Below are 11623 nucleotides of genomic sequence, written 5' to 3' on the forward strand. Positions count from 1 at the left end.
GGCGCAGCAGGAGTCCGGCACCTTCCGCGTGCGGCTCGCCGGGCTCGGCCCCGACGAGCGGCCGGCCGAACTGCTGGGCGTGGTACGGCTCCAGGTCGCCCGGGTGCTCGGTCACCCGTCGGGCGAGCACGTCGACCCGGACCGCGAACTGTCCACCCTCGGCTTCGACTCGCTGTCCGCCGTCGAACTGTCCACCACGCTCAGCGCCGTCACCGGCATCGCGCTGCCCAGCACCCTGGTCTTCGACCACGCCAGCGTCGACGCGCTCGCCGCCCACCTCGACCGCGAACTCGGCGACACCGCCACGGGATCGCCCGCACCGGCGGCGCCCGCCGTGCGCTCCGCCGAGGGCCTGAGCGGCCTGTTCGAACGCGCCGTGGAACTCGGCCGGGGCGAGGAGGCGCACGACCTGCTCGCCCGGTTCGCCGACTACCGCGCCCAGTTCACCACCACCGCCGAACTGACCCGCCCCCTGCGGACGGTGAAGCTCGCCGACGGCCCGGACGAGCCGCTGCTGATCTGCTTCCCGACCTTCATCTGGCGGCAGAACTTCCACCAGTACGCGCGGTTCGCCGCCGGCCTCGGCGGACGGCGCGCCACCACCGTCGTGGGCCTGCCCGGCTTCGTGTCCGGCGAGGAACTGCCCTTCTGCGTCGACGCGTTGACCGAGGCGCTGGCGCAGGCGGCCCAACAGGCCGCCGGGGGACGGCGGTTCGCGGTCCTCGGATACTCCGGCGGCGGCAACATCGCCGCCGTCACCGCGGCCCGGCTGGCGGCGGACGGCCACGCCCCGGCCGGACTCGTACTCATCGACACACCGACCTGGGGCGGCGGGCACGGGCTCGGCGCCGACTGGACGGACACCTTGCAGAACTCGCTGCGCGAGCGCCGGGAGGTCGTGGAGACCTCCGCCGACGACGCGGGCGAGGCATGGCTGACCGCCCGCGCCCGCTACGCCGGGTTCGACTACGGCCTCGACACCCTCGCCGCGCCCACGCTGCTGGTACGGGCGAGCGAACCCATCGGCGGCCACCAGGGCGGTGCGGCCGAGGGCTGGCGGGTCGACTGGGCGCTGCCGCACGACACCGTCGACGTGCCGGGCGACCACTTCTCGATGATCGAGGCCGAGCACGCCGCCGCCACGGCGGCGGCCGTGGACGACTGGCTGTCTGCCCTCGACCCCGACTGACACGCCCGCGGCGCCGGCCGGAAAGACCTCCTGCCGACGCCGCGCCCGGGTCCCGATCCGGTACGCGGGGCGCCACCCGGGTCCCGATCCGGCGCGCAGGCCCCGTGCGCGCGCCACGGGAGACCTGGCCGGACCCGGCATCCGCCCCGTACGCCCACCGCTCCATCCGTCGTCGCCGAACCGGCCCGGCGGCGCTGAGGAGGAAACCATGACCGCCTGGGACCTGAACACCGGTCCGTGGATCACCCGTTACACGCCCGCGGCGCCCGGTCCCGGCGCGGTGCAGCTCGTCTGCCTGCCGCACGCCGGGGGATCGGCGACCTTCTTCAAGCCGCTGAGCGCGCACATGCCGCCGGGCGTGGAGGTGCTGGCCGCCCAGTACCCCGGGCGGCAGGAACGGCGCAACGAGCCCTGCACCGAGGACATCGGACGCCTCGCCGACGCCGTCGCCGACGCGCTCGGGCACCTCCCCGACACCGCTGAGCTGGCGCTCTTCGGGCACAGCATGGGCGCCCTGGTCGGCTGGGAAGTGGCCCGCCGCCTGGAGGCGGGCGGCAGGACCCGCCCCGTGGCGCTGATCGCCTCCGGGCGGGGAGCGCCCGCCGTGCACCGCAACGCACACCTCGGCCGCCGCAGCGACGCCGAACTCGTCGCCGACCTCACCGCGTTGAGCGGCACCGAGGGCGCACTGCTCGCGGACCCCGGGATACTCGCCATGGTGCTGCCGGTGCTGCGCGGTGACTACCGGGCGCTGGACGCCTTCGCCTACCGTCCCGGCGTACCGCTGCGCTGCCCGATCAGCGTGTTCCTCGGCGAGGACGACCCCTGGGCGCGCGGTGCGGACGCCGAGGGCTGGCGCCGGGAGACCACGGGCGGGACGTCCTTCCGGCGCTTTCCCGGCGGCCACTTCTACCTGGCCGAGCAGTGGCCCGCCGTGGCCACGGCCGTCGCCGCCTGCCTCGGCCGGGTCCCCGCCTCATGAGCCGGCCGCCCGGCCCGGCCGCGGACCCCGACCGCCGCCCGTACGCGCGACGACCGGCCCGGTCCGAGGCCCCGGCATGAGGCCCGGCCGAGGACCCCGCCCGGAGCCGTACCCCAGGGCATCCATCAGGAAAGGAACGTGAGAGGACACCATGGTCGGAACATCCACGCGGCCCACGGGACCCAGCGGACCCACCGGACCCGTCGCCGGAGGCCGCGCCGTCGTGCTCGGCGCGGGCATGGCCGGAATGCTGGCGGCCGTCGCGCTGCTGCGCCACGTCGACACCGTCACGGTGCTGGACCGGGACCGGCTGCCCGAGGGGCCCGACCCGCGCCGTGGTGTCCCGCAGGCCAAGCACACGCACGTCCTGTGGTCCGGCGGCGCGCGGCTCATGGAATCGCTGCTGCCCGGCACCGTAGACCGGCTGCTCGCCGACGGCGCCCACCGGATTCGGCTGCCCGAGGACCTGGTCTCGCTCACCGCCTACGGCTGGCAACAGCGCATGCCCGAGACGCAGTTCATGATCGCGGCAAGCCGGCCGCTGCTCGACTGGACCGTGCGGGACCAGGCGCTGCGCGACAAGCGGATCACCGTGCTCGCCGACACCGACATCATCGGCCTGCGCGGCGACGCCGACCGGATCACCGGCGTCACCTACAAGCCGCGTACCGGCGGCGGGATGTCGGTCGTCGAGGCGGACATCGTCGTGGACGCCACCGGCCGCGGCTCCCCGATGAAGCGCTGGCTCGGCGTGCTGGGCCTGCCGCCGGTCCAGGAGGACGTCATCGACTCCGGCATGGCCTACGCCACCCGGATCTTCGCCGCACCCGAGGGCGCCCGCGGACCTTTCCCGCTGGTCAGCGTCTACGCCGACCACCGCGCCGGGGTGCCGGGCCGCAACGGCATCCTGCTGCCGATCGAGCGGGGACGCTGGATGGTCACCCTCTCCGGGACCCGCGGCGCCGAACCGCCCGGCAGCGAAGCGGGGTTCGGCGACTACCTGGACTCCCTGCGCCACCCGCTGATCTCCCAACTGCTGCGCCACGCGGAGCCGTTGACCCCCGTGCAGGCGTCCCGTTCGACCGCCAACCGTCGGCTCTTCTACGAACGCTTGGTGCGCTGGCCCGACGGGCTCGCGGTCGTCGGCGACGCCGTCGCCGCGTTCAACCCGGTCTACGGACACGGCATGAGCAGCGCCGCTCTGGCCGCCGCCGCACTCGACCGGACGCTGACCGAGTGCGGCGGCCTGGTCCCCGGCGCGGCGCAGGCCGTGCAGCGCGCGGTCGGCGCGGTCGTCGACACGCCCTGGATACTCGCCACGTCGCAGGACGTCTGCTACCCCGACGTGCAGACCAGGTCCGAGGACCCGCGGCTGACCCGTTACGCCGCCGAACGCCGCCGCCAGGCCGACACGATCGGCGAGGCGGCGCTGCTCGACCCCGTCGTCTGCTCCGCCGCGCTGCTGGTCAACACCCTGTCGGGCGAGGCCGACGCGCTCGGCGCGCCGGACGTCCAGGCCGCGCTCGCCGCCGTCGTCGGCACGGTCGCACCCGCGGAACCCACCCTGTCCGCCGCCGAGTGGCGCGCCGTGACCGCCGACGACCGTGCGGAAGCCGTATCTTGACGTTACATTGATGACTGAAACGAGTAGCGGGTACAGCAACAACGAGAAGGTTCCGTACGATGGCAGACATGACCGGTCCGGATCCTGACCCCACACCCCAACCCCTCGGCCAGGGCGGGGAGTCGAGGCCGGGCCCGGACGTCGAGGCGTGGATGGAACGCGTCACGTCCTGGTTCATGAGCCAGGCCGGATGGCCGCCGATCATGGGGCGGACGGTGGCCTGGCTCATGGTCAGCGAGCCGCCGGCCCAGACCCCCGCGCAGATCGCGCAGGCGGTCCAGGCCAGCCGGGCGTCCCTGACCACCACGCTGAAACTGCTGACCGAGGCGCGGATGGTGCAGGCCGTCACCCGGGCCGGTCAGCGCTCGACCTACTACCAGATCACCGAGGACGCCTGGTCGGGCGTGCTCAAACGACGGCTGGAGAGTCTGACGTCCTTCGTGGACATCACCGGCGAGGGGCTGGCGCTGTTCCCGGAGGACTCGGAACGGGCCGGGCGCGTGCGGGCGGCCCACCGGCTGTTCGCGTGGCTCGACTCCGAGGCCGACCCCATGTGGAAGCGCTGGGACGCGGTGAACACCGACGGCCCGGCCGATGTCCCCGAGACCTAGGAGCGGCGGAATGAGCAGCACGGAGACCAGGAAATGGTGGGCACTCGGGGCGATCGGGTTAAGCCTGCTGGCCGTCGGCGTCGACTCGACCATCCTCAACGTCGCCGTCCCCACGATCAGCAGTGACCTCGGCGCCTCGACCAGCCAACTCCAGTGGATCGTCGACAGTTTCACGCTGGTCCTGGCCGCGGTCCTGCTGCCCGCGGGCCTGCTGGGTGACAAATACGGCCGCAAGAAATTCCTGCTCGCCGCGCTGATCCTGTTCGGCGTCGCCTCGCTCGCCTGCGCCTACTCCAGCACGGCGACCGAACTGATCGCCTCCCGCGCGTTGTTGGGCCTGGCGGGCGCCTTCCTCGTGCCGCTGAGCACATCGGTGCTGCTCAACATCTTCGAGAGCGAGGAGGAGCGCACCAAGGCCATCACGGTCGTGGCGATCTCCACCATGCTCGGCCTGCCGCTCGGCCCGATCGTCGGCGGCGCGCTGCTCAACCACTTCTGGTGGGGCTCGGTCTTCCTGGTCAACGTGCCGCTCGTGGCGCTCGGCAGCTTCGCGGTCGCGAAACTGGTCCCCGAGTCCCGCGGCAACGCGGGCATCGGCATCGACTACGTGGGCGTCCTGATCTCCAGCCTCGGCCTGACGGCGATCACCTACGGCACGATCGAGGCCGGTGTACGCGGCTGGGGCGACACGGTGGTGGTGCTGGCGATCGTCGGCGGCGCCCTGGCCCTGGTGCTGTTCACCTTCTGGGAGCGCCGGGTCACCGCCGCGGGCGGCAGCCCGCTGGTGGACCTCGAACTGTTCCGCAGCCGCGGCTTCGTGTGGGGCTCGGTCCTCGCCACCGTCGTCAGCTTCGCGATGTTCGGCCTGATCTTCGCCCTCCCGCAGTACTACCAGGCGGTGCTCGGGACCGACGCGCTCGGCACCGGCCTGCGACTGCTGCCGCTGATCGGCGGCCTGCTGGTCGGCGCCAGTGTCATCAACAAGCTGCCCGCGCAGCTCGGTCCGCGCGCCGTTCCGGCGCTCGGTTTCGTGCTGATGGGCGTCGGCCTGTTCATCGGCATGGCCACCTCGACCACCTCCGGCTACGGGTTCATCGCCATCTGGCTCACGATCATCGGCGCCGGACTCGGCATGTCCCTGACCCGGACGATGGCGGCGGCCCTCAACTCGCTGTCCAAGGAACGCAGCGGCGTCGGGTCGGCGTTCACCCAGGCGGTACGGCAGGTCGGCGGCGCGATCGGCGTGGCCGTGCTCGGCTCCGCGGCCAACACCACGTACCGCGGCCATCTGGACCTCGGGCAGTCGCCCCAGCAGATCCAGGACGCCGCCGGTCGCAGCCCCGCGGCGGGCGTCGCCGTGGCGGCCAAGCTCAAGAGCCAGACCGTTCTCGACGCCGTCCGCGACGCGTTCGTCATCGCGATGCACACCGTGCTGCTGGCCTGCGGCGTCATCGTCGTCGTCGCGGCCGTCCTGGCCCTGGTGTTCCTGCCCAAGCGCGCCGCCCTGCCGCAGGACGGCGACGACACGGCGGCGTCCGCCGCCTCCGAGGGCGGAGACCCGGGCGGCCCGCCGCCCGGCCGCGCCTCCGGCTCCCTCGCCTGACGCCTGACGCCTGTTGTCCACCGGATTGGCCCGCCGCCGAGCCCTCAAGGGGCGGCGGCCGGGCCCCGGCTCAGGGATCAGCTCAGCGACGACCACGCGATGGGGAAGTCGAAGTAGGTGTCCGGGTAGGGCTCGTTGTCGAGGGTGTAGTGCCACCACTCGACCGGCAGGTTGGTGAAACCGGCGGCTTCCATCGCGTTCTTGAGGGTCAGCCGGTTGGCCAGTTGGACGCCGGTGATCCGCGGGTCCAGGGTGTTCGCGAGGGTGTCGAAGCAGTCGAAGCCGGTCCCCATGTCGATCGAGTTGTCGGGGAAGCGGTCGGCCCGGACGCCGTAGCACGGGGTCAGCGGCTCGCCGGGGACGTAGGCGCGGGTCTTGGCGGCCGGGAGCCTGACGATGGTGAGGTCCATCGTGCTGCCCCGGCTGTGGCCGGACTTCGCCGCGATGTAGCCGTCGGTGAACAGATCGGCCTTGTTCTCGTCCGGGTAGAACTCACCCTTCATTTTCTGGTCCTTCAGATCCTCCGCCCAGCGCACGAAGTGGTCGACGGCGCGCTGGGGGCGGTAGCAGTCGTAGACCTTCAGCGAATACCCGGTTTTCAGCAGTGCGCGCTGGACCTTGTGGAGTGCCAGTGCCGCCGGGCGGGTGAGAACGCACATCGGCTGGACGTAACCGTCCACCGGCGCTCCGACGAAGTCGTGCGGGGTGGCGTAACGAATTTCCTGGATGATCGAGTGGTCGACCGAGCTGAGGGCGACGAACCCGGCCGGTGCCTTCACCTCGTCCGCGACCGCCGCGGGGGCTGAGAGGACCAGGGTCGACGCTATGGTGACCAGCGCGAGTAAAAGCGCGCGCGGCGTCATGGATTGTGCGGTGCGTGACATGCGTGAAGGTATACCAGCCTGCATACGAGCCGATCAATGATGCGAGACTCTTCGGCAATCGCGTGGGGTATGTCGAAATATCGGGTCGTGACTTTCGAATTCGTAACGGAGGAGGACTTCTCATGCGCAAGGTGACCTATTCGATGAACGTCTCACTCGACGGTTACATCGTAGGGCCGGACGGCGACTTCAACTGGACGGAGCCGGACCCGGACGTCTTTCGCTCCTGGATCGACGAGATCCGACAACTCGACGTCTACCTGCTGGGACGGCGGCTGTACGAGACGATGCTGTACTGGGAGACCGCCGACCACGATCCGCCGCTGGACGCCGCCCAACGCGAATGGGCCGCGCTCTGGAAGCCGCTGCCCAAGGTGGTGTTCTCCACCACGCTGTCCGCGGTGGAGGGTCATGCCCGGCTGGCCTCCGGCGACCTGACGGGGGAGATCGAACGGCTGCGGGGCGAGCCGGGGGAGGGCAACATCGCGATCGGCGGCGCGACGCTCGCCGCCCAGGCCGCCGCGGCGGGCCTGATCGACGAGTACCGGGCCCGGGTCTACCCGGTACTCGTCGGCGGCGGCGTCCCGTTCTTCCCCCGGGACGAGCACCGGGTGGACCTCGAACTCGTCGAGACCCGCGCGTTCAGCTCCAGCGTCCTCTACCAGCGCTACCGCGTGGCGCGCCGGGCGTGAGCAGGCTCCCGCGCAGGGCGTGAGCCGCGTCCCGCGCGGGGCGTTGTACGGCTACGGCGTCGACAGGGCTTCGGTGGGCGTGAGACGGGCGGCGCGGACGGAGGGGTAGACCCCCGCGAGCATGCCGATCAGGATCGCGCCGCCGAAGCCGGCGATCACCGAGCCGAGCGGCACGACCGGCTGCCAGCCCTGATGAGCGGCGTAGGCGACGGTGGCCAGGGCGCCGAGAACGGTGCCGGTCAGGCCGCCGAGCCCCGACAGGACAACGGACTCGGTGAGGAACTGGCCGCGTATCTGGCCCCGGTTGGCGCCCAGAGCGCGGCGCAGGCCGATCTCCCGGCGGCGTTCCAGGACCGAGATGACCATGGTGTTGGCCACTCCGATGCCGCCGACGAGAAGGGCGACCCCCGCGAGCCCGAGGAAGAGCGCAGAGAAGGTGCTCTCGGTGGCGCGCTTGGCGGCCAGCGCGTCCGACGGGCGGCTGACCTGGACCACGCCGGGCAGTTCGGGGTTGACGGTCGAGGGCAGCACGTCGCGTACGGCCTCGATCTGCGACTCCTGTGCCTTGAGGAAGATCACGGTGGGGTGGCCGTCGAATTTCAGCACGCTGCGCGCGGCGTCCCAGCCGACCAGGACCGAGCGGTCGATGTCCGGCGAGAGGGGGGTCTTGTCGAGGACGCCGACCACCGTGAACCAGTGGCGGTCGATGGAGATCTGCGGGGCGGGCTGCCCCGCGGCGACCTTCGGAATGCCGAGACTGGTCGCGGCGGCCGAGCCGAGGACGGCGGTGGGGAACCTCTCGTTGTCCGCGCTGAGGAACCGGCCGGATCTCACGGTGCCGTTGACCGCCTGGAGCAGATTGTTCTTGCTGGCCAGGACGGCCATACCGGTGTAGTCGCTCGCCAGGGAACGGTCGTTGCGGTAGACCTCGGCGTGAGTGTTCGCGACCGCGCTGGCCACCGTGACCGGTCCGATCCGCGCGGCCATGTCCACCGACTCCGGCGGCAGCAGCACCGGCGGGTCCTGGCGGGCGGGCACCGCCTGAAGCATGTTGGTGCCCATCGCCGAGAGCTTGGTCATCAGGTCCTTCTGGCTGGACGCCGGTATCCCGGTGACGACGATCAGGGTGGCGATCCCGATCGAGATGCCGAGCGCGGACAGCGCCGCCCGCATCTTCCGGGTCCTGATGCCCAGCAGCCCCAGGCTCAGGATGTCCAGCGGCGCCAGCCGTACCGGCCTGCTGTCGGCGGCCCCGTCGGCCGCGGCGGCGCCGGCCGGCCGCGTTGGTGTGAGGGTCATGACCGGCTCTCCGTAAGGGCGTCGGGCAGTACGCCGGTGCGCACATCGGACAGGACGCGGCCGTCGCGGACCTCGACCCGGCGGGGCAGCCGGTCCGCGATGTCCCGGTCGTGGGTGATGACGGCGATGGTGGTCCCCTCGCGGTTCAGCGCGGTCAGCAACTCCAGTACGGCGATGCCGTTGGCGGTGTCCAGCGCGCCCGTGGGCTCGTCCGCGAGGACCAGGACGGGCTGGTTCACCAGGGCGCGGGCGATGGCCACCCGCTGCCGCTCGCCACCGGAGAGCTGGTGCGGCAGGTGCCGGGCGCGGCGGCCGAGACCCACCCGTTCCAGCGCCCGCAGCGCCAGCGGCCTGCGCTTGGCGCGCGGCACCCCCGCGTACAGCAGGCCGGTGGCGACGTTCTCGGCGGCGGTCAGCCCCTCGGTGAGGTGGAACTGCTGGAAGACGAAGCCGAGTTGACGGCCGCGCAGCGCCGACAGCCTGCGGTCGGAGAGTTCCGCGACGTTCTGCCCGCCGATCTCCACCGTGCCGCTCGTCGGCCGGTCCAGCGTGCCCATGATGTTCAGCAGGGTCGACTTCCCCGAGCCGGACGGGCCGACGATGCCGAGCAGTTCGCCCCGCTCGACGGTGAGCGAGACGTCGTCGAGCGCGGTGACTCCGCCGGGGTACACCATGCTCGCGCCGCGCACCGCGAGGACGGCCCCCTGTTCCGCCCGGCCGCTCATGAGGTCGTCACCACCTTGGTGCCCTCGCTGATGCCGCTGCCGCTGATCTCCACCATGCCCTTGGAGAACATCCCGGTTCTGACCGGGACCAGCCGGCCGCCCGGCAGTTGGACCGCGTAGCCGCCCTCGCTGAGCGCCAGCAGCGCGCCGACAGGCACGGCCAGCACACCCTTGCGGGTCTCGGAGGTGAACCGCACGTCCACCGGCGCGGAGTTCAACCGACGCACCGCGGCCGTGTCGCCCACCGTGATGCTCACGGTCAACTCGGTCTGACCGGGGCCGCCGACACCGCCGTCCCCGGCCCCGCCCTCGCTGAGCTGGACGCTGGTGCTGATGGAGGCGATCGTGCCCTCGGCGGTGGAACTGTCGGGGAGAGCCACCGTCACCGAGTCGCCCCGCTTCATCGAACCCGCGTCGTCCGGTGCCACCGCGACCGACACCGACTTGGCGGTCGACGTCACCGTCATCAAGGTCCCGTCGGCCGGGTCGGCGAGCTGAGCCTGCACCCCGTCCACCCGTACGGCACCGGGCAGCACCGCCAGGTCGCCGACGCCCAGCACACCGGTGGACGGCAGACCGGCCGCCGTCTGCCACCGCTTGACGGCGGCGATGAGGTCGCTGGTCAGCACCTTGTCGCCGCGCTTGACCTGGACGGCCGCCGGGGTCGTGGGCGCGCTGCCACCCGCCGAGGCGCCCGGCCGCCCGGTCGCCGTACCCGTACCGTCCGAAGCACCGCTCGAAGCGCCGCCCGCACCGCCTGCCGCACCCGCGGCGCCCGTACCGCCGTCCTGCGCGACCGCGTGCTGGGTGACCCACGTGCCGACCGAGGGCTGTGCGCCGATGTCGTAACCGAGCGCGCCGAGATTGTCGGCCACCGTCTTCACGTCCGGCCCGGTGGTGCCCCTGGCCGACAGCGTCCGGTAGAGCGGGGTACCGCCGTAGAAGACGGAGACCGGCACGTTGTCCACCCGGTACAGCGGCTCGCCGCGCCGGACCGTGACCCCGGTCGTCGGCAGCCAGGTGACCAGACCGGGCTTGCCGCCCTTCACCGCCCTCGGGCGGCCGTAGCCGAGCGTCCCCTTCAGCGTCTGGGAGTTCGACAGGTCGGTCCTGACCACGGCGGCGGTCGCGACCCGCGACCCGCTGTCCACCGGGGTGCCGGTTTTCCCGGCGCGGCCCTGCCACGCGATGGCACCCAGCGCGCCCGTCGCTACCGCTCCCAGGGCGACCGCCCTGAGGATCGTCCGCCGTCGGCTGAGCGACGGTCCGCCCCCGGCGGTGTCTCCCGCCCGCCGTCGGCGCGAGGAACGGGCGGGCCCGGTGTCGTCACTTGTCACCGAACGCCTCCACCTGACAGGTGTTCTGGACCTGCTCGAAGCCGGGAACGCTCATGCTGGCTCCGTCGACCAGGCCCCAACCCTCCTGCGTGACCACGCTTTTGATGCCGTGTTTGTTCATGCATTGCACCATGGCGCGGGTGTCGTCCATGAAATGCGGATTCTTCGCCGGGTCAAATTCCGGCGGGTCGAGCGGCTGCTTTCCCTGGCATTTCACGATCCAGGGGGAATCCGGCTTGTTCAGCGTCTTGTCTTTCGGCGCCCCGTTCTCCGTCATGCACGCGAGCCAGGCGTCGTACATGCGGTTGATCTCGTTCTGGGTGCTGTCCAGCCGGATCTGCGGGCGGCCCGCGTCGGGGTTGGCGCTCTTTCCCGCCGAGGAGCCACCGCTGCCGCCGTTCGCCGACGGGCTGCCGATCGAGGCGACATCGCTCTTGCCGCCGGTGTCACTGCCGCCGCCTCCGCCTCCGCCGCCTCCGCCCCCGCATCCGGTGAGGACGGCCAGCGAGGCCGCGCCGAGACAGGCGATGAGGGCGGCTCGGGGAGTACGGGTGTGGAACGGCCGGGAAGCGTGCGACGATCCGCGACCGGGTTCCGACCACGCCCGGCTGAAGTAGTTCGACATGGCGCAGACCATGGCCCGCAGATATGACGATCCTGTCAGGACGCAGTCAGAA

The 11623-nt window shown here is 72.0% G+C and carries 11 protein-coding genes; 6 read left to right on the plus strand and 5 right to left on the minus strand.

Translation table 11 applies throughout. The features are described 5' to 3' along the window. The 5 genes from BGM09_RS04515 to BGM09_RS04535 all read left to right on the plus strand — a co-directional run. Nucleotides 1-1189 (plus strand): thioesterase domain-containing protein (locus BGM09_RS04515; RefSeq protein WP_188280081.1); only part of this gene is annotated, 1189 nt, incomplete at its 5' end. Between the two features lie 208 nt (nt 1190-1397). Continuing rightward, a complete protein-coding gene (locus BGM09_RS04520) occupies nt 1398-2171 on the plus strand; it encodes a thioesterase II family protein (protein WP_188280082.1) in 774 nt (257 codons plus the stop codon). A gap of 151 nt (nt 2172-2322) precedes the next feature. Further along, nucleotides 2323-3795: an FAD-dependent oxidoreductase gene (locus tag BGM09_RS04525; protein WP_188280083.1), complete on the plus strand. Its 1473-nt coding sequence runs from the start codon at nt 2323-2325 to the stop codon at nt 3793-3795. A gap of 68 nt (nt 3796-3863) precedes the next feature. Then, a complete protein-coding gene (locus BGM09_RS04530) occupies nt 3864-4406 on the plus strand; it encodes a GbsR/MarR family transcriptional regulator (protein WP_188280084.1) in 543 nt (180 codons plus the stop codon). 10 nt (nt 4407-4416) lie between these two features. Further along, nucleotides 4417-6009 carry a DHA2 family efflux MFS transporter permease subunit gene (locus BGM09_RS04535; protein ID WP_188280085.1) on the plus strand — a complete coding sequence of 531 codons (1593 nt, stop codon included), beginning with the start codon at nt 4417-4419 and terminating at the stop codon, nt 6007-6009. A gap of 77 nt (nt 6010-6086) precedes the next feature. Here BGM09_RS04535 and BGM09_RS04540 read toward each other — a convergent pair whose 3' ends face one another. After that, nucleotides 6087-6893 carry a M15 family metallopeptidase gene (locus BGM09_RS04540; RefSeq protein WP_223186308.1) on the minus strand — a complete coding sequence of 269 codons (807 nt, stop codon included), beginning with the start codon at nt 6891-6893 and terminating at the stop codon, nt 6087-6089. A gap of 122 nt (nt 6894-7015) precedes the next feature. Between BGM09_RS04540 and BGM09_RS04545 the strand changes: the two genes are divergently transcribed. Continuing rightward, nucleotides 7016-7585, plus strand: a complete 570-nt coding sequence (locus BGM09_RS04545) for a dihydrofolate reductase family protein (protein ID WP_188280086.1) — start codon at nt 7016-7018, stop codon at nt 7583-7585. A 51-nt stretch (nt 7586-7636) separates the two neighbouring features. Here the strand turns inward: BGM09_RS04545 and BGM09_RS04550 are convergent, their stop codons facing one another. From BGM09_RS04550 to BGM09_RS04565, 4 genes are read right to left on the minus strand one after another with little or no spacing between them, the layout of a single operon-like run. Continuing rightward, nucleotides 7637-8884, minus strand: a complete 1248-nt coding sequence (locus BGM09_RS04550; protein WP_188280087.1) for an ABC transporter permease — start codon at nt 8882-8884, stop codon at nt 7637-7639. Then, nucleotides 8881-9609: an ABC transporter ATP-binding protein gene (locus BGM09_RS04555; protein WP_188280088.1), complete on the minus strand. Its 729-nt coding sequence runs from the start codon at nt 9607-9609 to the stop codon at nt 8881-8883. Before BGM09_RS04555 ends, BGM09_RS04550 begins: the two co-directional genes overlap by 4 nt. Beyond that, nucleotides 9606-10946: a hypothetical protein gene (locus BGM09_RS04560; protein ID WP_188280089.1), complete on the minus strand. Its 1341-nt coding sequence runs from the start codon at nt 10944-10946 to the stop codon at nt 9606-9608. Before BGM09_RS04560 ends, BGM09_RS04555 begins: the two co-directional genes overlap by 4 nt. Then, nucleotides 10936-11571, minus strand: a complete 636-nt coding sequence (locus tag BGM09_RS04565) for a hypothetical protein (protein WP_188280090.1) — start codon at nt 11569-11571, stop codon at nt 10936-10938. The genes BGM09_RS04560 and BGM09_RS04565 overlap by 11 nt, the downstream gene beginning before the upstream one ends. Nucleotides 11572-11623 lie beyond the last annotated feature (52 nt).

Source organism: Streptomyces sp. CBMA29 (genome assembly GCF_014596445.1).
GTDB lineage: Bacteria > Actinomycetota > Actinomycetes > Streptomycetales > Streptomycetaceae > Actinacidiphila.

Coding starts and splice junctions, on each gene's coding strand:
- BGM09_RS04550 (WP_188280087.1), bottom strand. CDS start 8,884: ATGACCCTCACACCAACGCGGCCGGCCGGCGCCGCCGCGGCCGACGGG.
- BGM09_RS04555 (WP_188280088.1), bottom strand. CDS start 9,609: ATGAGCGGCCGGGCGGAACAGGGGGCCGTCCTCGCGGTGCGCGGCGCG.
- BGM09_RS04530 (WP_188280084.1), top strand. CDS start 3,864: ATGACCGGTCCGGATCCTGACCCCACACCCCAACCCCTCGGCCAGGGC.
- BGM09_RS04525 (WP_188280083.1), top strand. CDS start 2,323: ATGGTCGGAACATCCACGCGGCCCACGGGACCCAGCGGACCCACCGGA.
- BGM09_RS04540 (WP_223186308.1), bottom strand. CDS start 6,893: ATGTCACGCACCGCACAATCCATGACGCCGCGCGCGCTTTTACTCGCG.
- BGM09_RS04565 (WP_188280090.1), bottom strand. CDS start 11,571: ATGTCGAACTACTTCAGCCGGGCGTGGTCGGAACCCGGTCGCGGATCG.
- BGM09_RS04520 (WP_188280082.1), top strand. CDS start 1,398: ATGACCGCCTGGGACCTGAACACCGGTCCGTGGATCACCCGTTACACG.
- BGM09_RS04535 (WP_188280085.1), top strand. CDS start 4,417: ATGAGCAGCACGGAGACCAGGAAATGGTGGGCACTCGGGGCGATCGGG.
- BGM09_RS04545 (WP_188280086.1), top strand. CDS start 7,016: ATGCGCAAGGTGACCTATTCGATGAACGTCTCACTCGACGGTTACATC.